Genomic DNA, 21,704 nt, shown 5'->3' with positions numbered 1-21,704 from the left:
AGTTTCTCCATGAAGAAGATCACCCTGGCCCTCATCGGCAACCCCAATGCCGGAAAGACAACCATCTTCAACAACCTCACTGGTGCCCGCCAGAAGGTGGGCAACTGGCCGGGAGTTACTGTAGAGAAAAAGGAAGGCCGCTTACGTCGCGGGGACTATGAGATTCGGGTGGTGGATCTCCCGGGAATTTATTCTCTTACGGCCTATTCCGTTGAGGAAGTTATCGCTCGGGACTTTATCCTTGAGGACCGGCCGGATGTGGTGGTTGATGTCATCGATGCCTCTAACCTGGAGCGCAATCTGTATCTGGCCGTTCAGCTTCTCGAGCTCGAGGCTCCTTTGGTTTTTGCTATGAACATGGTTGATCTGGCCGAGGCCAGGGGGATGAAGATCGACTTTGATCAACTCTCGGTTCTCCTGGGGGTACCCATTGTCAAGACGGTGGGCACCAAGGCCGTAGGAATGGAAGAGCTTATCTCTACGGCCATCTCGGTGGCCGAAGGTAAAGAGCCCCGGCTTCGCCGTGTCCATATAAATTATGGTCCAGAGCTGGAGAAAGAAATTGCCCGTCTTTCAAAAATCCTCTCTCAAAGCCCTCTTGGGCAGAAGTATCCCTCGCGCTGGCTGGCAGTAAAGCTCCTTGAGGCCGACCAGGATATCGTCGCCAAGGTGGTTCAGGAGGCCGGAGGCCAGGAGATAGTCACCCAGGCCGAGGCCTCTAGAGAAAGAATCCAGACCCTTCTTGAAGAGAGCCCCGAGGCTCTGATCGCTGAGGCCCGCTATGGCTTTATCGCCGGGGCCTTAAGAGAGACCATGAGGCTTACTCCCCAGGCTCGAGTAAGCCTCTCTGATCGTATTGATCAAGTAGTCACCAACCGGCTCTTCGGTTTTCCTATCTTTTTTGCCTTCATGTACCTTCTTTTTTATCTCACCTTTCGTCTGGGGGAGGTTCCTGTTTCCTGGATTGAGGCCGGGGTGGAGTGGCTGGGGGCCCAGATAAGTGCCCACATGGCTCCCAGTCTTCTGCGGGATCTTTTGGTCGAGGGCATTGTGGCTGGTGTGGGAGGGGTGATCGTCTTCTTACCCAATATTCTCCTTCTCTTTCTGGGGATAAGCCTCCTTGAGGATACCGGCTATATGGCCCGGGCGGCCTTTATTATGGATCGAGTCATGCACACTCTGGGGCTCCATGGCAAGTCATTTATCCCTTTGCTTATGGGCTTTGGTTGTAATGTCCCGGCCCTTATGGCTACCCGGACTCTTGAATCGCGCAAGGACAGGCTTCTTACTATTCTCATCAACCCTCTGATGAGTTGTTCGGCCAGGTTGCCTGTCTATATCCTCTTTGCCGGGACTTTTTTCCCGGGTCGGGAAGGGAATGTTATCTTTGCTATTTATCTCCTGGGGATTGTTCTGGCCGTCCTGATGGGACAGCTCTTTAGTAAAACCATCTTCAGGGGTGAGGCGGCCCCCTTTGTCCTGGAGCTCCCCCCCTATCGCCTGCCGACCTTAAAGAGCATTATCATCCATATGTGGGACAAGACCAAGGTTTATCTCCAGAAAATGGGGGGAGTGGTTCTGGCCTTTTCGGTGATTCTCTGGGCCCTGACAGTATTTCCTCGGGTAGATGGTCACTCCCCTCCCATAGAGGAGAGCTATATCGGGCGAGCCGGCCGGGCCATTGAGCCCTTTATCGCCCCCTTAGGCTTTAATTGGCAGATGGGAGTCTCCCTGCTCACCGGCTTTGTGGCCAAGGAGGTGGTCGTCTCCTCCATGGGGGTTCTCTACCAGGTAGATGAAGTTGAAGGGGAGGAGGGCTTTAGCACCCTATCTCAAGCCTTAAAGAACAGTGGAATCACCCCCCTTACGGCCTTTGCCTTTATGGCCTTTGTGCTTATCTATGTCCCCTGTATTGTCAGTGTAGTGACTATCTGGCGAGAGACGGGGTCAATCGGCTGGACCCTGTTTGCCATCGGCTATCTGGTAAGTCTGGCCTGGATTGTGGCCTTTGTTATCCGTCAGGTAGGCCTGATCCTGGGTCTTTCCTGATCCGGTTCCCTCTAACCCTTCTTTCTGCTAAGAGTAAAGATCATGGAGGAGTGGGGTTCCCTTCTTTCTTCAGGCAAGGGGGTGAGGATTTTTTTGCGTATCAACCCTCAGAAGATCTATTGGCTTCGATTCATTCTCGAAGGCTATGGTCACCTGGGTCTGGTGCGCACCAGGGATGTTCACCGGGGGGAGGTGGAGATCCTGGTCAGTCGGGATACCTATTGGCAAGTGATGGAGATTATCTCTGGCCTGGCCTCTCAACTCCATCTCAAGGAGGCTCCATGAGGCGGACGGTAGCCCTTTTTTTGCTTTTTTTGATCTGGCCAGCGGCAGTTCTGGCCAGCCCTTTAAGCCTTGAGGATTGTCTCCGTCTGGCCCTAAAACGACATCCCAGGCTCAAAGTAGCCAAAGAGACCGTTTTTGAGGCCAGATTCCGGGAGAAGGTCGCCTTAAAGGATTTTTTGCCCCGTCTCTCCACCACCTATACCTACAGCCACTATCGGGATCGAAACACCGTGGTCATCCTCAACCGGGATATTCCCATCTCCTCTCAGGATACCTACCAGTGGCAGGTGGTCCTTAATCAGCCCGTTTTCCACGGCTTAGCCCTTTGGGCCAGGCACCGTTTGGCGGCCCTGGAGGTGGATATATCCCGGGCCGAGGAACTTCGGGCCCGCCAGGAGCTTGTTTACGCCGTAAAAGAGGCCTATTTCCACCTTTTGGAGGCCCGGCGACGCCTGGAAGAGGTCTCCCTGGCGGTCAAACGCCTTAAAGCCCACTTTGACGACGCTGAGGCCTTTTACTCCCAAGGGCTAATCAACCGGGCCGATCTTCTTCAGGCCAAGGTGGCCTATATGGAGGGAAGACACGGGCTTGTCCGGGCCCAAAATGCCGTCCGTCTGGCCCGGGCCAGGCTCAATATTCTTCTCCAAGAAGACATCAATCATCCTTTGGAGATAGTCGACTCCCTAGATCAGCCCGTCATATTTCCATCTTTTAAAGAGGCCCTTCAAAGGGCCCAGAAGAGGCGTCCGGAAGTTGTTTCTGCTTCGTTGGCCCTGGAGAAGGCCCGTCAGGGCGTTAGGCTGGCTAAGAGCGCCTATTATCCTTGGGTAGATTTGGTGGCTACCTATCAGCGTCAGGGAAACTCGCCAGATCTGGAACGCAACCCTTATGGGCTCACAGAAAACGTCATCTTTATGGCCGAGGTTCGCTGGAGTCTTTTTGAGTGGGGCAAGACGGGTGACGAGGTCGCGGCGGCCCTGGCCAGACTAAGGAAGGCCGAGGCCTTGAGGAAGGAGATCCTCGACCAGATAGCCCTTGAGGTCAAGGCGGCCTATTTGGGGCTGGAAGAGGCCCGGGAGAGGTTAAAGGTTACCAGGGCCGCTCTGGAGCAGGCCGAGGAGAACTTTCGACTCCACCGGGAGCGGTATCGAGAACAGCTGGCCTCCAGTACCGAGGTGCTTGATGCCGAACACCTTCTCTTTAAGGCCAGGATAAATCACCTAACTGCCCTGGTTGAACTTCATTTGGCCCGGGCTCGCCTTTCGCTGGCCATGGGAAGTGGTTATCCGCCTCAGGTTGAATCTGGGCCCGCGATAGAATAAGTTTTAACTATGTTTACTGATCTGGAGATGAAAAGACAGGAGGCTCCCTCGGTGGCCCAGAGGCGGGTCTTTATCCGGACCTTTGGTTGCCAGATGAACGAATACGACTCCAGGCGCATGTTGGAGTCCCTAAGGCCCGAATACACGCCGGTCTCTGCCCCTGAGGATGCGGATCTCATTATCCTCAATACCTGTAGTGTTCGGGAAAAGGCCGAGGTTAAGGTTTATAGTCTGGCTGGTCGTCTCAAGCATCTCAAACGGCGACGTCCGGATTTGATTATCGCTGTCTGTGGTTGTGTGGCCCAGCAGGAGGGTCAACGTCTGGTGGAACGGATGCCCCACATAGACATTGTCCTGGGCCCCCAGGGGATCTATCGCCTTCGAGAGGCCCTGGCCAAGGTCCGGGCCGGCGAGGGGCCGGTAGTGGATACAGATATTCGGGATGATTTCTGTCTTCCTTCGGCGCTCTCTCCAGAGGTCAAGGCCGTCAAGGCCTTTGTGACTATCATGCAGGGGTGCAACAATTATTGTTCCTATTGCGTGGTTCCCTATGTCAGGGGGCCAGAGATCAGTCGCCGGCCAGGCGAGATTTTGGCGGAGATAAGGGCTCTTGTATCTCAGGGGGTGAGGGAGGTTACCCTTCTGGGGCAGAACGTTAACTCCTATGGTAAAAGGCAGCCCGGGTTCCCCACTTTTGCGCAACTTCTGGAGCGGGTAGCCCAGATTGATGGACTGTGGCGGCTCAGATTCACCACTAGCCATCCCAAAGATCTTTCCCCGGAACTCATGCGGGCCTTTGTAGAGATTCCCATTCTTTGTGAGCATCTTCACTTGCCGGTTCAATCAGGCTCTGATCGTATCCTGGCGGCCATGAACCGTGGCTACCGACGGGAAGATTATCTCAAGAAGGTGGAGCGTTTGCGGGAGTTGGTTCCAGAGATAGCCCTGACTACAGATATCATCGTGGGTTTTCCGGGTGAAAGAGAGGAGGATTTTCAAGCTACCCTTGATCTTCTTAAAGAAGTAGAATTTGACGAAATATTCTCCTTTAAGTATTCAGATCGCCCTTTTGCCCGGGCTCGGTCCTTTCCTGATAAGGTCCCTGAAGAGGTTAAAGAAGAGCGTTTAGCTACCGTCCACAACCTGCAGCTGGAGATAAGTCGCCGGCGTTATCGACGTCTTGTAGGGCAGGAGGTAGAGGTGCTGGTGGAAGGCCGGGGCAAAAGCGATCCCCGTCAGTGGACAGGGCGAACCAGACAGAACACGGTAGTGAATTTTTATGGTGGCCAGGACCTTACCGGAAAGCTGGTTAAGGTTCTGGTAGAGGAGGCCTGCCAGCATTCGGTGAGAGGCCGTCTGGTGGGAACTCTCCATTGACTCCGGTTGTGCCGGGGTAAGGAGGCAAAGATGATCAGAATGGAGATTCAGACCATCGCCCTTGACCCTATCTCTAACACCCCCATTATGATTTTGCGGGAAAAGGGAGGCGAGAGAACCCTTCCCATCTGGATCGGTCTGCTGGAGGCCACGGCTATTGCCACCCAGATAGAAAAGATCGAATTCTCCCGTCCCATGACCCACGATCTCCTGAAAAATATCCTCGATAATCTGGGAATAAAAGTTCCCCGAGTGGAGGTCTGTGACCTTAAAGACAATACCTATTATGCCCTGATCACCCTTGATCTGGATGGGCGGGAGATGCAGATAGACGCCAGGCCCAGTGATGCCATTGCTCTGGCCCTTCGCACTGGGGCCGAGATTTATGTCCACGAAGAGGTTCTTCTTAAGAGTCGCCAGGCCGAAGGGCAGAAGGCCGAGGCTCAGAGCAAAGAGGGCGATAAGTGGTCAGAGGTTTTGGAATCCCTTGATCCGGAGATCTTCAGCAAGTACAAAATGTAGCCTATGTTTGATCTGCACTGTCATTCTATCTTTAGCGACGGGGAGCTGATTCCTTCGGAGCTGGTTCGCCGACTGGAAGTAATGAACTATGAGGCCGTAGCCATTACGGATCATGCCGATGCCTCAAACCTTGACTTTATCATTCCCAGGTTGGTCAGGGTGGCCGAGGAAATAAATCGCGCCAGCCGGACTAAACTTATCCCCGGAATAGAGATTACCCATGTGGCCCCAGAACTCATTTCTTCTTTAGTGGCCCGGGCCCGGGAGCTGGGGGCCAGGGTCGTCGTTGTCCACGGAGAGACTATCGTTGAGCCAGTGGCCCCAGGGACCAATCGGGCCGGAATTTTGGCCGGAGCCGATATCCTGGCCCATCCTGGTCTTATCAGCGAAGAGGACGTCCGGCTGGCGGCAGAAAAGGGAGTCTTTTTGGAGCTTTCCGGCCGCCGGGGCCATTGCCTTACTAACGGCCATGTGGCCGCCCTGGCCAAACAACTAGGGGCTTCCCTGATTGTTAACTCTGACGGTCATGCCCCTGATGACTTTCTTTCACCTGAAAGGGCCCGTCAGGTGGCCCTTGGGGCTGGTCTCCGGGAGGAAGAGGTCTCTCGTCTCTTCTCTCAGGCCAGGGATCACTTTTTGATTTCTGGATAGATTTGCTCTGGGGGGCTTTTTGATCTGCGTCTCCATTCTTGAAGAAGATATAAACAGGGCCCTTTCCCGGGCTGCTTCAGCGGCCCAGATGGCCGATGTGGTAGAGATTCGACTGGACGGTCTCTCTGATCCTGCCCCTGAGGCCTTCCTTGAGACCATCTCAACTCCCCTTCTCTTTACCTTAAGGCCGGAGCGGGAAGGAGGCCGCTATCGGGGCCCGGAGAAAGATCGGCTGGCTATTTTGGCCCAGACTCTGGGACGGGCGGCCTATGTGGATCTGGAGCATGATGTTTCCACCTCTTTTTGGGAGGACTTTCTCTCCCGGCGGGAAGGGACCAAGCTTATTGCCTCCTGCCATTATTTTTCAGAGACCCCTTCGGAGGCTGTTTTAAGACAGAAGGTCATGGATCTCAAAAATACCGGGGCTGATCTGGGCAAGTTAGTTACCTACGCTCAGGCGCCAGAGGATAATCTGCGCGTTCTCTCCCTCCCCCTCTGGGCCCGCAGGGAACTAGACTTTCCCCTTATAGCCTTCACCATGGGGCCTTTAGGGCGAATAACCCGACTGGCCACCCTTTTTTTGGGAGGAGCCATGACCTATGCCTGTCTGGAGGAGGAGTCTCAGGCTGCCCCGGGCCAGCTTCCGGTCAGAACTCTTAAGGAGATGCTGGCTTGGCTGCGTTGATTACCGGGCAGACTAAGGTCTTTGGAATCATTGGCTACCCGGTGGCCCACTCCCTGAGCCCGGCGATGCATAATGCTGCCTTTTCGGCTATTGGCTACCCCGGAGTCTATGTTCCCTTTCCTGTTTCAAAAGACCTTCTTGCCCAGGCCGTTGTGGGGCTTAAGGCTCTGGGGGTGGGCGGAGTCTCGGTGACCGTGCCCCACAAGGTGGCCGTAATGGATTTTCTGGATACGATAGACCCTTTGGCAACCAGGATAGGGGCGGTGAATACCATTGTAGTCCGTGACGGTCGTCTCGAAGGTACTAACACAGATTGGCTGGGGGCTGTAAGGGCCCTTGAAGAGGCAACGGACCTTAAGGGAAAGAAGGCGGTCGTTCTCGGAGCCGGCGGGGCGGCGCGAGCGGTGGTCTTTGGTCTTCTTGAGGCCGGATCCAGGGTAGTTGTCCTTAATCGGACGGTGGCCAAGGCCGAGGCCCTGGCCGAAGAGCTGGGGACAGAGGCCGGCTCCCTTGAAGATATAAATCGTCTTTCCGCAGACATCTTAATCCAGACCACCACTGTCGGTATGGATGAAGACCGATCGCCAGTTCCAGCCACCGTCCTCTCCCGTTTTCAGGTGGTTATGGATATCGTCTATTCCCCGCTTAAGACCAGGCTCCTCAGGGAGGCGGAGGCCGCCGGCTGTCGCATTGTTGATGGGCTGGCTATGCTTGTTTATCAAGGAGCGGCCCAGTTTGAACTCTGGACCGGCCAGAGGGCCCCAATAGAAATTATGAGACAGGCCGCCCTAAGGGCCTTAAGGAATTAAGAGGCGAAGAAAAGATGTCAGATCTCTATCCTGTAAAGCCGCTCAATGGCCAACTTTCGGCCCGGGTCAAGGTGCCGGGTTCAAAAAGTATCACCCAGCGGGCCATGGTCTGTGCCGCCCTGGCTAAGGGAGTGTCACGCCTTGAGGGCTGGCTAAGGAGTGAGGACACCCTTCTCTTGCGTCAGGCCTTGGTTTGTCTGGGGGCCCGGTTTGAAGATGAGGAAGAAGATCTTCTTGTCACCGGCATGGAGGGAAAGGTCCACCCGCCACCGGGCCTTCTTTTTATGGGCAACAACGGCACAGGAATACGTTTTTTGACCGCTGTTTCTGCCCTGGGAAACGGAGAGGCCTTTATTGTTGGTTCACGCCGTATGGATGAACGGCCCATTGCTCCGTTAATAGAGGCTTTGGCGGCCTGGGGGCTCAGAGGCCGCTGTTTTAATGACCCTTGCCCTCCGGTCTATCTCCAGGCCAAGGGGCTTTCTGGGGGCAAGACCGAGATCTCGGTGGCTAAGAGTAGCCAGTACCTTTCGGCCCTTTTGCTGGTTGGACCTTATACCAGGGAGCCAGCGGAGATAAGATTAAAGGATACCCTGGTATCGGAGCCTTATGTGGCCATGACCTTGGCGGTGATGGAGGCCTTCGGGGTAACCACTCAGAAAGAAGATGGGGGCTTCAGACCGGCTAGCGGTCCCTACGTGGCGGCTCATTATCGGGTAGAAGGTGATGCCTCTTCGGCCTCTTATTTTCTGGCGGCCGCGGCTATTGCTGGGGGAGAGGTTACCGTGGTCAACCTTCCCCATCCCTCTCTTCAGGGTGATGCTGTCTTTGCGGCCATTTTGGCCCGAATGGGCCTCAGGGTGTCCTACTCCTCTGAGTCAGTTACAGTGGCCCGTAGTGGTTCGCTTTGGGGCATAGATATCGACATGGGGCGCTGGCCAGATTTGGTGCCTACGCTGGCCGTAGTGGCTGCCTTTGCTGAGGGTAAGACCATAATCCGCAATGTAGCCCATCTGCGCATCAAAGAGACGGACCGACTGGCGGCTGTGGCCACAGAACTCAAACGTCTGGGGGCCAGGGTGGAGGAACTTGAAGACGGTCTTATCATCTATGGAGGGGCCTCCCTCAGGCCGGCTACCATCGAAACCTATGACGACCACCGTATAGCGATGGCCTTTTCGCTGGTGGGGCTTAAGGTGGCCGGGGTGCAGATAAAAGATCCCGGCTGTGTGGCCAAGAGTTTTCCTAACTATTGGGAGGTGTTTGAATCCCTTTACCCATGAAGATCTTTCTTATTGGCTACCGGGCTACAGGTAAGACTACCGTGGCCCGTCTTTTAGCCCAATCCCTTGGTTTGGCCTTTGTTGATCTCGACCATCTCATCGAAGAGAGGGCCGGAATAACCATCAAAGAGATAGTGGCCCGTTATGGGTGGTCGGTCTTCCGGGCCCAGGAAAGACAGGCCTTACTGGAGATGGTTTGCCTCCCGCACGGGGTGGCAGTGGCCTGTGGAGGGGGGGCCGTACTCCACCGGGACTTGTGGCCAGAGATCCGCCCCCGGGGTTTAGTTGTCTGGCTTAAGGCCTCTCCAGAAACTATTTATCAGAGGCTTGTGGCCGATGAGAAGACAGCCACTCAACGTCCTTCTTTGACCAACCATCGAGATCTGATGAATGAAATCAGAGAGACCCTGGCCGAAAGACTTCCCCTCTATCAGGAGGTCGCTCATTGGGCCATAGATACCGAAGGCCGCAGCCCGGAGGAGGTAAGGGATGCCATCTTGGCCAGACTTAAAAGCAGCCGTTCCGTTCCAGAATCTCTAAATCCTGAAGGACTCCCAGGGCAAAAAGGGCCTTAAGGAGCGGGGTTTTCTCTGGAGGTTTGGGGAGGATCTTAAAGGGAGCATTGGTATAGTGTTCAATAAGTTCGTCTTCATTGAGCTCGCCGATGTCATCGTAAAGGATTATCCCTACTGACGGGGCGGTCTTGTCCAGGAAATTAAGGAGCTCTTCTCCGGTGCGGATCTTGGCCTCTTCTCGACAGGGAAAGATGAGATCAGAGATTACCAACTGGGGCCGGCAGTCTATTTCTATCAGGGTGGCTACCTCGTCTGGATGACAGAAGAGGCGAAAGGAAAGCCCCTTTTCTCTTAAGACCTCTTCAATCTCTGGGTATCCGCGTCGGTTGCGGAAGACCACGAAGACATCTGTTATCTCTGGCTTCTCGGGTCCTAGAGGAGAGGCTCCGGGGTCTATGCCGGCGGCCAGAGGAAGATAAACGCGGGCCGTGGTGCCCCGGCCAAGCCCCGGGCTTTCGATGGATAATCGCCCTCCCATAAGTTCGGCCAGCTTTTTGGAGATGGTCAGACCAAGGCCTGTCCCCCCGTATGGACGACTGGTGGAAGAGTCCACCTGGCGGAAGGCCTCAAAAATGACCCGAATCTTATCAGGGGGGATTCCGATGCCCGTATCTTTTACGTTAATGACCACCAAGTCGGTTCCGGGTTTCTGTTCGGCCCAAACCCGGACCTCTCCCTTATCAGTAAACTTGATGGCGTTGCCTACCAAGTTAAGCAGTATCTGCCGGAGGCGTTGCTGATCTCCATAAACATAGATATGACCAGGTTCTTCGATCATCAGAGAAAGTCGTTTCTTTTCGGCCTGAACCATGGTCAGGTTACGAATCTCGGTGAAAAGGTCATCAAGGTTAAGGGGGAGGCAGTCGATTTCCAGACGGCCGGCCTCAATCTTGGCCACATCAAGGACATCGTTGATCAGGTTGAGCAGGTGTTCGGCACTATCGTAGGCCGTACGCACAAAATTCAGGAGTTCGTTGGGGCTGTCGTAGAGGCCATCAAGGATCAGCTTCAGAAAACCCATAATAGAGTTTATTGGCGTTCGAAGCTCATGGCTGGTGCTGGCCAAGAATTCGCTCTTTAGACGATTGGCCTCCTCAGCCTCTTTGCGGGCCAGCTCTAGCTCCCGATTTTTGAGGGCCAGCTCCTGATTTATCTCCTTTATCTTGGCGTAGGCATTCTCTAGACGTTGATGGGTTTCGATAAGAGCTGCCTGGGCTCGGGTAAGATCTGAAATATCGATGATGGTTAGGACTAACCCTTGGCGAAGGTCGCTGCGGTCAAGGGGAGAGATTCCCACCAGAGAGTGGACCTTGCTTCCGTTTTTGTGTTTAAGGGTGGTCTGGAAACGATAGCGCCCCTCAAGTCTTAGGGCCTGATGGGTTTCCTTGCGTCTTATGTCTAGCTCAAGATCAGAGTCAAAGATGGCCGAGAGAGGAAGATTCCGCAACTCGGTTATCTCGTAGCCCAGAATCTCGCTAAAGGAGCGGTTAATCCACTGGAAGCGATTATCGACCAAAAAGGCGATACCTGATACCGAGGCATCCAGAATGGCCGTAAAGGCCCGCTTTGTCTCCCGGAGGTGGTTAAGCTGTTCTATCTCTTCGGTGACTTCCCGGGCCAGATGAAGGCAGGTCTTGACCTTACCACCTTCGGTCTCCAGGGGCACTACCACCACTTCAGCGATACGCCCCGGCATAATCTCCTCTGTGCGCACAATGACGCGACCACCGAAGTGGATAACCTCTAACAAAGGGCAATATGAAGGAAAGGCTTCAAGATGGTGGACTATCTGGAAACAATGGCTTCCCTGGATTTCCTCCAGGTCCATCCCCACCATGTCGGCAAAGGCCTTGTTGGCCCAGAGGATGATCCCCTCACGGTTGTGGATGGAAAGAGGGTAAGGGAACTGCTCGCACAGAAGTCGGAAGATCTGGTCTTTCATCTTTTGGGTAAGAAATTATCCTTCCTGACCGTTGCCTCCCCGACTGCGGCGCCGGCCCTGGTTGGCGCACTCTCGCATCCAGGCGTCAATCTCATCTTTACGAAAGCGCCAGAGGCGTCCTACCTTTAGAGCCGGGATACGTTTCTGCTGGACCATCTTGTATAAGGTGTTGATGGATATGCGAAGATACTCGGCCACCTCTTCTAAAGTCATGAATTCGGGCTCATGGCGCTTGCCTTCCAAGGTTCTTACCTCCTTAAACATGGCCTTTTTCTCCTCTTTCCTATCTTGTTGGTCTAATCGGCAGATTTTAGTCAGAACTTCACTCTGTTGAGGTTTGGCTAAAGGGCTACTGAGGAGGGCCAAAATTAGTCGATCTTTCGGAGCCTTTGGCGCAGAACTCGGGAAGGCTTAAAGGTGACCGTCCATCGTCGAGGAATCTTCACCTTCTGGCCGGTTTTGGGATTTCGCCCTTCCTTTGGAGGGCGGAGACGAACCTCAAAGCGTCCAAAACCAGAAAGAAGAATATCCTCGCCTTGAAGGAGGGTCTTTTTGATAAGGTCAAAGAAAAAGTCCACCAGGGTTTCAGCCTCATAACGACTCAGGCCTCGCCCCGTCTGGAGCGAGGCCTGATAGACGGCTCTTGAAAGATAGTCTCGGTTAATGGCCATTTAGAACCTCTTAAAAGGCTTCGGGCCAGCAAAAACGGCGGCCTCTCCCAGCTCTTCTTCTATGCGGAGTAACTGGTTGTACTTGGCCACCCGGTCAGTGCGACAGGGGGCTCCAGTCTTTATCTGACCGGCGTTTACGGCCACCGCCAGATCAGCGATAGTGGTGTCTTCCGTCTCACCGGAGCGGTGGGAGACCACTGTCTTGTAACCGGCTCGGTGAGCCAGTTCCACGGCCGCCAGGGTTTCGCTAAGACTGCCAATCTGATTAAGCTTGATAAGGACAGAGTTGGCCACTCCCTGGTCAATCCCTTGGGCGATGATCCGGGTATTGGTAACGAAGATATCATCTCCCACCAATTGGACGCGTTTGCCCAGGGCGGCAGTAAGCTCCCTCCAGCCCTCCCAGTCGTCTTCAGAGAGACCATCTTCAATGGAGACAATGGGATAGTTGTCTAGGAGATGGCGGTAAAAGTCGATCATCTCTTGGGCATTGCGGCTTTTGCCTTCGGCGGCGAAGACATAGCGGCCGTCTTTATAGAACTCGCTGGCGGCAGCATCGATGGCCAGGGCAATCTCCTCCCCTGGACGAAACCCGGCTTTTTCTATGGCCTTGACCAGAATCTCAAGGGCCTCTTCGTTTGAGGCAAGATTGGGGGCAAAGCCTCCCTCATCGCCCACAGCGGTGCTGTGGCCAGCCTCCTTAAGGACGGCCTTAAGGGCCTGATAAGTCTCAACCCCATACCTTAAGGCCTCCCTAAAACTTGGAGCCCCGAGGGGGACAATCATGAACTCCTGGATATCCACATTGTTGTCGGCATGAACACCACCGTTTAGGACATTCATAAGGGGAACCGGCAAGACCCGGGCCCCCACCCCGCCTATATATTGGTAAAGAGGAAGACCTTGCTCCTCGGCTGAGGCCTTGGCCACAGCCAGGGAGACCGCCAAGATGGCATTGGCCCCCAGCCGGCTTTTGTTTTCGGTGCCGTCTAGCCTGAGGAGGGCTTGATCAATAAGGGCCTGCTGGGTGGAATCCCAGCCCTCCAGTTCAGGACCGATAATCCGGTTAATATTTTCCACGGCCTTAAGGACTCCCTTCCCCTGATAGCGAGACTTGTCTCCATCTCGAAGCTCAAGGGCTTCCTTTGATCCAGTTGAGGCCCCTGAGGGGACAGCGGCCCGGCCCATAAAACCGCCAGCCAAGAAGACCTCGGCCTCCACTGTAGGATTCCCGCGAGAATCAATAATCTCCCGTCCCCTGATCTGAATTATTTCACCCATAACCAACCTCCTTTCATCTCTTCTAGCACGGGGGATATTTTTTTGACAAGTTAAGCCCGGCTTAGAGAATAATATCTCCCATTTCTTTTACGCCGTATCCTCCAAGGGCCGAGACAGCTTTGGCAAACTCCGGACTCTTTAAGATTTTATAGAGACGCTTAAAAAGCCGGCTTTCAAAGAATTCTTTCCGGACCACTAAATCGTAGCGCTCCTCAAAGAGGGGAATAAAATCAAGCCCCAAAGCCCTGGCGGCCGCCATGATTCCCAGCCCCACCTCGGCCTGTCCGGTGGCCACTGCTACCGCTACCCCCAGATGGGTGGTCTCTTCCTGATCATAGCCTTTTATCTCGCCAGGATTTATGCCCAGATCCTGGAGGTGGTAATCCAGGAGAACCCTGGTGCCGGAGCCGGGCTGACGGTTTATGAAGGTCAGCCCCTTCTGGGCCACATCTTTAAGAGACCTTATCCCTCTGGGATTCCCGGGAGGCACAATCAACCCCTGGGATCTTGAAGCGAAGTGAACCACACGGACTGGAGTTTGGGGAAGATATTTTTCAATGTAGGGGAGGTTGAAGGTCCCGCTCTGAGGATCAAAAAGATGACTTCCCGCCAGGTGAGCCAGGCCATCTCGGAGGGCCATAAGCCCGGAGAGACTTCCCACATGGGCCGAGGAAAGCTCCATTTCTGGATAGTGCCGGCGAAGAAACTGGCCCAGGAGCTCGAGGGCCAGATCATGGCTTCCCACCGCCAGGATACAGTGTCCCAGGTCTTTTTCTGGACGAAGAAGTTCCACCTCCATTCCTTCGCCAGCCAGAACGCCTTCGCTATCGGCCGGAATGCGGACAAGACCATCGGCTCGCGTGAGGGTGGTGATGGCGCCGGCCCCTCGCTTAAGGGGGAGAAAAACCCTTTTTCCAGAGACCTCTCCTACCTTAACCCGGATAAATTCTTCTATACCCAGCCGGGAGGGAATCTTGCGGCCGGAGAAGGCCCGCAACCTGACGCGTTCCGGAAGTCTGGTTCCAAGGAGGGACTGGATCGCCTGTCTTCCCAAGACCTCAAAGGCCACCACGGCCGAGACTGGGTATCCCGGGATACCCATTACCGGAGTCTTTTCAATAAGGCCCAAAACCACCGGTTTTCCCGGCATGATGGTTACTCCGTGGACCAGGAGCTCTCCCATCTCCTCTACTAGGCCAGCTGTGAAGTCTCGGCTACCAGCCGAACTTCCGGCAATGATGACCAGAAGATGGCAGGTTTTAACTGCCTTGGAGATGGTCTTCCTTAAGGCTTTAAGATCATCAGGGACAAGAGGCCAAATCTCAGCCTGGCCGCCCCACTCTTCCACCATGGCGGCCAGCATCTGAGAATTGAATTCGATGACCTTGCCTGGGGGAAGCCCTTTCTGGGCCTCCTCCGGGCTAAGGAGCTCATCTCCGGTAGGGATTATAGTCACCCGGGGACGTTGCCTGACACGGACTCTAATATGGCCAGCAGCTAACAGGGCCCCCAGATCCCAGGGGGTCAATCTATGTCCCTCGGTAAAAAGAAGCTCCCCAGAGACGATATCCTCTCCCACCTTGCGGACATGTTGCCAGGGGTAGGCCGGGGAGCGGATCTCCACCCGCTCTTCATCTACAAAATGAAGGTGTTCCACCATGATTACGGCATTTTTGCCAGATGGCAGGGGCTCGCCAGTATTGACAAAGATGGCCTCTTCCCCCAGACGGAGGATAAGGGGGGTAGTTTCACTGGCCCCAAAGGTCTCCTCGGCCCGGACGGCTACCCCGTCCATGGCGGCAGCGTTAAAGGGAGGGGAGGAGAGGCGGGCGAATATGGGGTCGGCGGTCACTCGCCCCCTAGCTTCAGAGACAGGAATCTCTTCGGTCTTTAGGATTTTTCGGTCTGGCAGGGCCCTTAGAAATAAATTTCGGGCCTCATCAAGGGATTTCATTCGGAGGTATATTCTTCTTTCTTTCATGAGGACAGGCCTCCTTTGCCGCCCTAAGGGGGATAGATTCCAGACTATAGCTTAGAAGGTCAACCACCAGAAGTCGGCCAACCAGAGATTTTCCGATCCCGGAGATGATCTTTAAGACTTCAAGGGCCTCCAGGGCCCCAAGGATGAGGCAGACCGGAGCCATGGCGACTATCGGTCTTTGGGGTTGCTTGGCTCCCGCAAGGATCTCTCTCAGCCTGGGCCCTCCATAAGGGGCAATGGTGGTTACCTGGCCAAATAGACCGTCTAAACCAGCATGGACCAAAAAAACTCCGGCCTTTTGGGCCGCCTCGTCGAGAGTGAGGCGGCCAGGGAGGTTATCCAGTGCATCAACAACGACATTAACCCCAGAAGGGATAGCAAAACCTGGCCCAATGGTCTGTCGATGAAGGTGGAGTCTGACCCCTGGCCGAATGTGGCTTAGCCTTTGGGCGGCCGCCTCGACCTTATTTCGTCCTAGATCAGAAGCAGTATAGAGAATTTGGCGATTAAGATCCGGAAGATCTACCCGGCCATGATCAATCAGATGCAGTTCACCAACTCCCAACCTTACCAAGGCCTCGGAGACCGCCGACCCAAGGCCTCCCAGGCCAGCCACCAAGACGGTGGCTTCATTAAGGGATTTTTGGGCCTTTGGGGAGATAAGAGGCCGGTGTCTGGCAAAAAGCTCTTCAGCCACCGGCCCCTGGAGGAAAGAGGTCGATTTGATCTCCATCTTTGAGTTCTGTCTCTAGGCCTCGTAGATAAAGAATATTCTGGCCATTAAGAAGGATAATAGTCCCCCGCTGGGTTCTCCCGGCGTCAAGAAGACGTTCCTTAAGACCGGGGCCAAGGCTTCTGCTGGCCTCTTCTATGGCTTCGGCGACAGTGGCTCCCTCTGGAAGGTCAAGGGACAGATCCCGGCGGCCCAGATCAAGGCGAAGGAGGCCAAAGAAACGCAGTATCACCCTCATTTAAGCTAAATTAGACCCAGCTCCCGGAGCTTCTCCTCGGTGGGTCGGCCTGAAGGGTCCCATCCCCGCTCCCGGTAATATTCAGGCAGCATCTCAGAGAGTCTGACCACCGCTCCCTTCTGCGGCCCTTCGGGAAGAGGTTCCTGGAGAAAACGATCAGGTAGCGTGTCCTTTGAAGGATCAAGCCCGGCCTTCAGATTGAAGAGGCGCTCCAGATTCCAGATCCGTTCGCCACAAAGGAGCATCTCCTCTACGGTGTAGTTGAAGCCGGTGGCCGCGGAGAGGAGCTGGGCATAATCTTCAGCCCCCAGAGCAAAGGAGGTAAAAAGACAAAGGCCGGTAGAGTCGATTACCGCTGTCAGATCCTGGAAGATCTTAACCCATTGGGCCTTGCCGGCCGTCTCCTGAGGATCCAGCTTCTCCGGGACTCCTAAGATCTCTGGAGCAATAAGATAACCCCTTACATGGCAGCCCCCTCGGTTGGAGGTGGCGTACTGGAGGGCGTGTCCTTGGGCCCCTCGAGGATCATAAGCGGGAAGTTCTTGGCCTTTGACCACCATGGCCAGCTCCGGATGCCCGTAGGCCTGCGCCAGGCGTAGGGCCCCCTCGGCCAGCCTGTCCCCTAGCCCCTGACGCCTGGCTAGGGCATGAGTATAATAGATAATGGCCTCGGAGCTACCAAAGCGGAGCTCCGGCCCTCCGGCTAGATCCTCCTTGGGAAGGTGGCCCTTTTCGTAAAGCTCCATGGCGCAGGCAATGGTCACTCCACAGGAGATGGTGTCCAGCCCCAGGCGGTTGCAGAGGTAGTTGGCTTCGGTAATGGCAATGAGGTCCTTTACCCCGCAGCAGGCCCCTAAAGACCAGCCGCTTTCGTACTCCGGACCTTCGCCCTTGTGGCCGGTAGGAAGCTCTGTCACCCGGCCGCAGCGGATAGGACAGGCATAGCAACCCCGGTTCTTTTTGAGATAGCCCTTCTCCACCAGGGCTTCTCCAGAGACCTCCTCTGTGGCCTCAAAGACCCCGGTCTGAAAGTTTCGGGTGGGATAGAGCCCATGGGCGTTGATAATGGAATCAAGTACCTTGGTGCCCAGCTTAGGGAGACCTTCACCGGTGATGGGGTCGCGTCGAAGGATGTCGGTCTTTTGGCGGACAAAGTCCATGAAGACCTTCTCCTCCGGGGCTTGATAGCGTTTATGGCCTCTGACGACGATGGCCTTGAGCCTTTTGGCGCCCATGATGGCTCCCACTCCGGATCTTCCGGCGGCCCGGTGCCGATCATTGATGATACAGGCGAATCGAACCAGGTTTTCCCCGGCCGGTCCGATGCAGGCCACCTTGGCCCCTGGATCGCCAAAATCCTCCAGGAGTCGGGAGACAGTCTCGTGGGTATCTAGCCCCCAGAGATGATCTGCCGGCTTTAGCTCAGCCTGACCATCCTTTATAGATAGATAGACCGGTTCACTGGCCCTTGATTCCAAGACAACGAGATCAAATCCGGCGGCCTTAAGTTCGGCCCCGAAATGCCCCCCGGAATTAGAGGAAGCTATCAGACCAGTAAGGGGGCTTTTGCCCAGAACCATATAGCGTCCTCCGGTGGGGGCAGGGGTTCCGGTAAGGGGACCGGTGGCAAAGACAAGGACGTTTTCTGGCCCGAGGGGATCTGCCTCTGGAGGAAGCTCCCGGGATAGGAGGTAAGCCCCCAGACCGCGGCCGCCGATATAATCTCGGAGAAGTTTGTCCGGGATCTCTTCTGTTTTGATCTCGCCGGTTGAGAGGTTGACCCTTAGAAGTTTCCGGGCGTAAGTGCCGGACATAGCCCACCTCCTTGAGTAATGAGGGATTTTGTTCTTTAAAGCATAAAGGATCTTAAGGGGCAATAGAATTGCTCTTTAGGGCAGGAGAAATATCTCAACCATCTCTCCTTGATAGACTCCCTCACTGTTTTGGGGAATCCTGATAAGACCTTGGGCCCGGGCCAGGGGAGACAGAAGTCCGGAACGACCAAATATGGGTTCGGCCCAGAGGCCATCTTCATTAAAGGAGAGGTGGGCCCGGATATAGTCTTCTCGGCCCATAGCCGAGGCCAGATTTCGGCTAACCCGGGCCCAGGTCCGGGGTAAGAAGAGCTCCTTTCCTTGGGCTCCCTGAAGATGACAGACAAGAGGTCTGACAAGGATATAAAAGACCAAGAGGGCACTGGTTACCTGCCCAGGAAGGCCAAAGACCGCCTTATGGCCGACACGGGCCAGGATGGTCGGCTTGCCGGGTCGAACAGCCAGACCATGACAGAGAAGCTCTGAACCGGGCAGCCTTTCTATAACCTTAAGGGTGTAGTCTCGAGTTCCTACGGATGAGCCTCCGGATATAAGAACCACCTCGGCCTCCTCAAGGGCCAGGGATACGGCCTTAAAGAGGGCTTCCTCATCGTCAGGAACGATACCCATTGGTAGGGCTAGGCCTCCGGCCTCCATTATGGCGGCCGAGAGGGAGATGGTGTTTATGTCTCGGATCTGACCTGGGGCTGGCCTTTCTTGGGACGGCACCAGTTCGTCTCCCGTAGAAATTATGGCTACCCGAGGCCGCTGCCGGACTTGAACCCTGCCGATCCCTACTCCAGCCAGGAGACCAAGGAGGGCCGGGGTGAATCTGGTGCCTCCTTTGATGATAATGTCTTCCTGAGAGATATCCTCACCTTTGCGGAGAACGTTTTCTCCCGGGGCTACAGGACGGAGAATTTCCACCAGATCGCCGATGGTCTCGGTGTGCTCCACCATGACCACGGCATTGGCCCCCTGGGGAAGCATCCCTCCGGTAGCGATTCTGGCCGCCTCACCTGGGCCCAGAGAAAAATCCGGGGCCTGGCCCATGGGAATCTCTCCCACTACTTTAAGAACGGTTGGTTCTCCCTCTCTGGCCCCAAAGGTCTCCTCGGCCCGGACGGCGTAACCATCCATTGTGCTGCGAGAAAAGGGAGGAAGATCCTCCGGAGAAAGAATATTACCGGCGGCAAAACGCCCCAAGGCTTCTGATAGGTCGACCTCCTCCTCCGGCAGGGGGGGAAAAGAGGAGATGATATCCAGAACCTCGGCCACAGTCTTTACCCGAAAGAAGAACTCCACATCTCAAGACAAACTAACTATTCTTTCTAAAGTCAAGCCTTCTTTAAAGACCGGTCTGATTCTCAAGCAGCCCGAAATTTGTTTACGCTGCCGAGGAGCAAAAATTTGGGATATTTTAGTCATCGGCCCTTTTTGAAGTCCACTCCTTGACAAGTGGGCCAAGTTCTTTTAAACATTCGACGCTGTTTCGGAATCTTAAGCGGAAAGGCAGGACGATCCATGAAGACTCCACTGCCCAAGGTCAATGAGATAAAGAGAAAGTGGTATGTGGTGGACGCCAAGGATAAAGTCCTTGGCCGTCTGGCCACCCAGATTGCCATAAGACTGCGGGGCAAACATAAGCCGGAATTCACCCCCCACCTGGACACTGGTGACTTTATCATTGTTATCAATGCCGACAAGGTTCGACTGACAGGCAAGAAACTTACTGACAAGTTCTACTATCGTCATTCGGGATATATGGGAGGGCTTAAGGTTCGATCAGCGGCCCAGATGCTTGCTGAAAAGCCGGAGGAAGTTATTCGTCTGGCGGTCAAGAGAATGCTCCCCAGGAACCGTCTCTCCCGTAAGTTGCTTAAAAAGCTTAAGGTCTATCGGGGAGAGGAACATCCTCATCAGGCGCAACAACCCGAAAAACTAGATCTCTAACTCGAGGGGACTGATATGGCAGAGACTAGATTTTATGCCACTGGCAAGAGAAAGACAGCCATCGCCCGGGTCTGGTTGGCCCCGGGTTCTGGTCAGATTAAGGTCAACAATCAGGATTTTGAAACCTTCTTTGATACCGAGGTGGCTCGGTTCGTGGTGGATAAGCCCTTTGATTTAACGGGGACCAAGGGGCAGTTTGATGTTATCTGTACCGTCTGCGGGGGAGGGAAGTCCGCCCAGGCCGAGGCCATTCGTCATGGTATTGCCAAAGCCCTGGTGCTCTTCAATCCGGATTTTCGTTCTTCTCTCAAAAAGGCTGGCTTTCTCACCAGGGATGCCCGGGTCAAGGAGCGCAAAAAGTACGGTCTTCGTGGAGCCAGACGCGGTCAGCAGTACTCTAAGCGTTAAATCTTTTGGTCTTTGCTAACCAAGACGTTACCAAAAGGGGAAGGTCGGCCTTCCCCTTTTTAGTTTTAAGGAGCCGGGGATGATTAAGGTCGCCGTAGTAGGAGCCAGTGGTTATACAGGGGCTGAGCTCTTGCGCCTTCTGGCCTGTCATCCAGAGGTGGAGGTAGTCTCCATCACCTCCCGCAAAGAGAAAGGACGCCTCCTCAAAGATGTCTTTCCCAGTCTGGCCTTGGCCTATCCGGATCTTCACTTTGAGGATCCTGAGCCCAAGACCTTGGCCCGGAAGGCAGACCTTGTCTTCTGCTGTGTGCCTCATAGAGCGGCTATGGCCATTGTTCCGGATCTTCTGGCTGCCGGGGTCAAGGTGGTTGATTTTTCAGCTGATTTTCGTCTCAAGGATCCTGCCACCTATGAGCGCTGGTATGAGACCAAACACACTGCGCCTGAGCTCCTGGATGAGGCTGTCTATGGCCTGCCCGAGATCTGGCGGGAGGAGATCATGGAGGCCCACCTGGTAGCCGGCCCCGGTTGTTATCCCACCAGTGTCATCCTGCCCCTTCATCCCCTCCTGTCTCAAGGATTGATCGAGAGGGAGGTTATCATTGACTCTAAGAGCGGGGTCTCAGGAGCGGGAAGGGCGGCCAAGCTGCCCCTTATCTTTGCCGAGGTAAATGAGGCCTTTAGGGCCTACGGCCTTCCAGGTCACCGGCATATTCCCGAGATGGAGCAGGAACTTTCTTTTGCCGCTGGGAGTGAGGTCCGGGTCTCCTTTGTTCCCCACCTTCTCCCCATAACCCGGGGGATATTGTCCACCATATATGTCTTTCCTCGACCGGGCGTCTCTGGAGATCATCTCCGGGAGGCCCTTAAGAAGGCCTATCAGGGGGAGCCTTTTGTGTCCGTTCTTCCCCCCGGGGAATTACCCGATGTGGCCCATGTTCGGGGGACCAATCAGTGTCGTCTGGCAGTGGTCCCGGACGAAAGGACCGCGAGGGTGGTCATCATTTCGGTAATTGACAACTTGGTCAAGGGAGCTGCCGGTCAAGCCCTTCAGTGTATGAATCTCATGTGTGGCCTTAAGGAGACAATGGGGCTCGTCGGCCCGGCTCTTTACCCCTGACAGGG

Annotated in this window: 22 protein-coding genes; 13 read left to right on the top strand and 9 right to left on the bottom strand. The window is 54.9% G+C overall.

The window, feature by feature from the left end; genetic code table 11:
* Nucleotides 1-9 precede the first annotated feature (9 nt).
* Genes feoB through G4V39_RS01925 form a run of 10 tightly spaced genes read left to right on the top strand, consistent with a single transcriptional unit; the run spans nucleotide 10 to nucleotide 9,558 of the window.
* Nucleotides 10-2,049, top strand: coding sequence for a ferrous iron transport protein B (gene feoB / locus G4V39_RS01970; protein WP_181494229.1), 2,040 nt, complete (start codon nucleotides 10-12; stop codon nucleotides 2,047-2,049).
* Nucleotides 2,050-2,091: 42 nt separating this feature from the next.
* A complete protein-coding gene (locus G4V39_RS01965) occupies nucleotides 2,092-2,334 on the top strand; it encodes a DUF4911 domain-containing protein (protein WP_166031334.1) in 243 nt (80 codons plus the stop codon).
* Nucleotides 2,331-3,656: a TolC family protein gene (locus G4V39_RS01960; RefSeq protein WP_166031333.1), complete on the top strand. Its 1,326-nt coding sequence runs from the start codon at nucleotides 2,331-2,333 to the stop codon at nucleotides 3,654-3,656. Before G4V39_RS01965 ends, G4V39_RS01960 begins: the two co-directional genes overlap by 4 nt.
* A 27-nt stretch (nucleotides 3,657-3,683) precedes the next feature.
* Nucleotides 3,684-5,033 carry a tRNA (N6-isopentenyl adenosine(37)-C2)-methylthiotransferase MiaB gene (miaB, locus tag G4V39_RS01955; RefSeq protein ID WP_166033040.1) on the top strand — a complete coding sequence of 450 codons (1,350 nt, stop codon included), beginning with the start codon at nucleotides 3,684-3,686 and terminating at the stop codon, nucleotides 5,031-5,033.
* Nucleotides 5,034-5,063: 30 nt separating this feature from the next.
* The gene (locus G4V39_RS01950; protein ID WP_166031332.1) at nucleotides 5,064-5,555 is read left to right on the top strand and encodes a bifunctional nuclease family protein; all 492 of its coding nucleotides are present in this window, start codon (nucleotides 5,064-5,066) and stop codon (nucleotides 5,553-5,555) included.
* A 3-nt stretch (nucleotides 5,556-5,558) separates the two neighbouring features.
* Nucleotides 5,559-6,206, top strand: a complete 648-nt coding sequence (locus tag G4V39_RS01945) for a histidinol phosphate phosphatase domain-containing protein (protein WP_166031331.1) — start codon at nucleotides 5,559-5,561, stop codon at nucleotides 6,204-6,206.
* 19 nt (nucleotides 6,207-6,225) lie between these two features.
* The gene (gene aroD / locus G4V39_RS01940; RefSeq protein WP_166031330.1) at nucleotides 6,226-6,891 is read left to right on the top strand and encodes a type I 3-dehydroquinate dehydratase; all 666 of its coding nucleotides are present in this window, start codon (nucleotides 6,226-6,228) and stop codon (nucleotides 6,889-6,891) included.
* On the top strand, nucleotides 6,879-7,700 hold the full coding sequence (locus G4V39_RS01935; protein WP_246169707.1) for a shikimate dehydrogenase: 822 nt from the start codon (nucleotides 6,879-6,881) through the stop codon (nucleotides 7,698-7,700). The genes aroD and G4V39_RS01935 overlap by 13 nt, the downstream gene beginning before the upstream one ends.
* A 14-nt stretch (nucleotides 7,701-7,714) precedes the next feature.
* A complete protein-coding gene (gene aroA / locus G4V39_RS01930) occupies nucleotides 7,715-8,983 on the top strand; it encodes a 3-phosphoshikimate 1-carboxyvinyltransferase (RefSeq protein WP_166031329.1) in 1,269 nt (422 codons plus the stop codon).
* Nucleotides 8,980-9,558 carry a shikimate kinase gene (locus G4V39_RS01925; RefSeq protein ID WP_166031328.1) on the top strand — a complete coding sequence of 193 codons (579 nt, stop codon included), beginning with the start codon at nucleotides 8,980-8,982 and terminating at the stop codon, nucleotides 9,556-9,558. Before aroA ends, G4V39_RS01925 begins: the two co-directional genes overlap by 4 nt.
* Here G4V39_RS01925 and G4V39_RS01920 read toward each other — a convergent pair.
* From G4V39_RS01920 to G4V39_RS01880, 9 genes are all read right to left on the bottom strand, one after another.
* Nucleotides 9,491-11,500 carry a PAS domain-containing sensor histidine kinase gene (locus G4V39_RS01920; RefSeq protein WP_166031327.1) on the bottom strand — a complete coding sequence of 670 codons (2,010 nt, stop codon included), beginning with the start codon at nucleotides 11,498-11,500 and terminating at the stop codon, nucleotides 9,491-9,493. The genes G4V39_RS01925 and G4V39_RS01920 overlap by 68 nt on opposite strands.
* A 15-nt stretch (nucleotides 11,501-11,515) precedes the next feature.
* On the bottom strand, nucleotides 11,516-11,764 hold the full coding sequence (locus tag G4V39_RS01915) for a helix-turn-helix domain-containing protein (protein ID WP_166031326.1): 249 nt from the start codon (nucleotides 11,762-11,764) through the stop codon (nucleotides 11,516-11,518).
* A 104-nt stretch (nucleotides 11,765-11,868) separates the two neighbouring features.
* Nucleotides 11,869-12,171, bottom strand: a complete 303-nt coding sequence (locus G4V39_RS01910; RefSeq protein WP_166031325.1) for an HU family DNA-binding protein — start codon at nucleotides 12,169-12,171, stop codon at nucleotides 11,869-11,871.
* Nucleotides 12,172-13,452: a phosphopyruvate hydratase gene (eno, locus tag G4V39_RS01905; RefSeq protein ID WP_166031324.1), complete on the bottom strand. Its 1,281-nt coding sequence runs from the start codon at nucleotides 13,450-13,452 to the stop codon at nucleotides 12,172-12,174.
* A 61-nt stretch (nucleotides 13,453-13,513) separates the two neighbouring features.
* Entirely contained in the window at nucleotides 13,514-15,433 is a 1,920-nt protein-coding gene (locus G4V39_RS01900; protein ID WP_166031323.1) for a molybdopterin biosynthesis protein, read from the bottom strand.
* Entirely contained in the window at nucleotides 15,393-16,166 is a 774-nt protein-coding gene (locus G4V39_RS01895; RefSeq protein WP_166031322.1) for a HesA/MoeB/ThiF family protein, read from the bottom strand. Before G4V39_RS01895 ends, G4V39_RS01900 begins: the two co-directional genes overlap by 41 nt.
* Nucleotides 16,123-16,404 (bottom strand): MoaD family protein, encoded by a 282-nt coding sequence (locus tag G4V39_RS01890; protein WP_166031321.1) that lies wholly within the window; start codon nucleotides 16,402-16,404, stop codon nucleotides 16,123-16,125. The genes G4V39_RS01895 and G4V39_RS01890 overlap by 44 nt, the downstream gene beginning before the upstream one ends.
* Before the next feature lie 5 nt (nucleotides 16,405-16,409).
* Entirely contained in the window at nucleotides 16,410-18,218 is a 1,809-nt protein-coding gene (locus G4V39_RS01885) for an aldehyde ferredoxin oxidoreductase family protein (RefSeq protein ID WP_166031320.1), read from the bottom strand.
* Nucleotides 18,219-18,293: 75 nt separating this feature from the next.
* Nucleotides 18,294-19,523, bottom strand: a complete 1,230-nt coding sequence (locus G4V39_RS01880) for a molybdopterin molybdotransferase MoeA (protein WP_166031319.1) — start codon at nucleotides 19,521-19,523, stop codon at nucleotides 18,294-18,296.
* 219 nt (nucleotides 19,524-19,742) lie between these two features.
* On the opposite strand from G4V39_RS01880, the gene rplM reads away from it, so the two are divergent.
* The 3 genes from rplM to argC all read left to right on the top strand — a co-directional run bounded on the left by rplM (nucleotide 19,743) and on the right by argC (nucleotide 21,699).
* Entirely contained in the window at nucleotides 19,743-20,171 is a 429-nt protein-coding gene (rplM, locus tag G4V39_RS01875) for a 50S ribosomal protein L13 (protein WP_166031318.1), read from the top strand.
* Nucleotides 20,172-20,186: 15 nt separating this feature from the next.
* Nucleotides 20,187-20,579, top strand: a complete 393-nt coding sequence (gene rpsI, locus G4V39_RS01870; protein WP_166031317.1) for a 30S ribosomal protein S9 — start codon at nucleotides 20,187-20,189, stop codon at nucleotides 20,577-20,579.
* 79 nt (nucleotides 20,580-20,658) lie between these two features.
* The gene (argC, locus tag G4V39_RS01865) at nucleotides 20,659-21,699 is read left to right on the top strand and encodes an N-acetyl-gamma-glutamyl-phosphate reductase (protein ID WP_166031316.1); all 1,041 of its coding nucleotides are present in this window, start codon (nucleotides 20,659-20,661) and stop codon (nucleotides 21,697-21,699) included.
* Nucleotides 21,700-21,704 lie beyond the last annotated feature (5 nt).

Source organism: Thermosulfuriphilus ammonigenes (genome assembly GCF_011207455.1).
GTDB lineage: Bacteria > Desulfobacterota > Thermodesulfobacteria > Thermodesulfobacteriales > ST65 > Thermosulfuriphilus > Thermosulfuriphilus ammonigenes.
Note: the sequence above shows the minus strand (reverse complement) of the source record. Positions and strands in the feature narration are given on the sequence as shown.

Bases quoted from the DNA above. Each gene is read 5' to 3' on its own strand.
- feoB (WP_181494229.1), top strand. From the start codon at position 10: ATGAAGAAGATCACCCTGGCCCTCATCGGCAACCCCAATGCCGGAAAG.
- G4V39_RS01965 (WP_166031334.1), top strand. From the start codon at position 2,092: ATGGAGGAGTGGGGTTCCCTTCTTTCTTCAGGCAAGGGGGTGAGGATT.
- G4V39_RS01960 (WP_166031333.1), top strand. From the start codon at position 2,331: ATGAGGCGGACGGTAGCCCTTTTTTTGCTTTTTTTGATCTGGCCAGCG.
- miaB (WP_166033040.1), top strand. From the start codon at position 3,684: ATGAAAAGACAGGAGGCTCCCTCGGTGGCCCAGAGGCGGGTCTTTATC.
- G4V39_RS01950 (WP_166031332.1), top strand. From the start codon at position 5,064: ATGATCAGAATGGAGATTCAGACCATCGCCCTTGACCCTATCTCTAAC.
- G4V39_RS01945 (WP_166031331.1), top strand. From the start codon at position 5,559: ATGTTTGATCTGCACTGTCATTCTATCTTTAGCGACGGGGAGCTGATT.
- aroA (WP_166031329.1), top strand. From the start codon at position 7,715: ATGTCAGATCTCTATCCTGTAAAGCCGCTCAATGGCCAACTTTCGGCC.
- G4V39_RS01925 (WP_166031328.1), top strand. From the start codon at position 8,980: ATGAAGATCTTTCTTATTGGCTACCGGGCTACAGGTAAGACTACCGTG.
- G4V39_RS01920 (WP_166031327.1), bottom strand. From the start codon at position 11,500: ATGAAAGACCAGATCTTCCGACTTCTGTGCGAGCAGTTCCCTTACCCT.
- G4V39_RS01915 (WP_166031326.1), bottom strand. From the start codon at position 11,764: ATGTTTAAGGAGGTAAGAACCTTGGAAGGCAAGCGCCATGAGCCCGAA.
- G4V39_RS01910 (WP_166031325.1), bottom strand. From the start codon at position 12,171: ATGGCCATTAACCGAGACTATCTTTCAAGAGCCGTCTATCAGGCCTCG.
- eno (WP_166031324.1), bottom strand. From the start codon at position 13,452: ATGGGTGAAATAATTCAGATCAGGGGACGGGAGATTATTGATTCTCGC.
- G4V39_RS01900 (WP_166031323.1), bottom strand. From the start codon at position 15,433: ATGAAAGAAAGAAGAATATACCTCCGAATGAAATCCCTTGATGAGGCC.
- G4V39_RS01895 (WP_166031322.1), bottom strand. From the start codon at position 16,166: ATGGAGATCAAATCGACCTCTTTCCTCCAGGGGCCGGTGGCTGAAGAG.
- G4V39_RS01890 (WP_166031321.1), bottom strand. From the start codon at position 16,404: ATGAGGGTGATACTGCGTTTCTTTGGCCTCCTTCGCCTTGATCTGGGC.
- G4V39_RS01885 (WP_166031320.1), bottom strand. From the start codon at position 18,218: ATGTCCGGCACTTACGCCCGGAAACTTCTAAGGGTCAACCTCTCAACC.
- rplM (WP_166031318.1), top strand. From the start codon at position 19,743: ATGAAGACTCCACTGCCCAAGGTCAATGAGATAAAGAGAAAGTGGTAT.
- rpsI (WP_166031317.1), top strand. From the start codon at position 20,187: ATGGCAGAGACTAGATTTTATGCCACTGGCAAGAGAAAGACAGCCATC.
- argC (WP_166031316.1), top strand. From the start codon at position 20,659: ATGATTAAGGTCGCCGTAGTAGGAGCCAGTGGTTATACAGGGGCTGAG.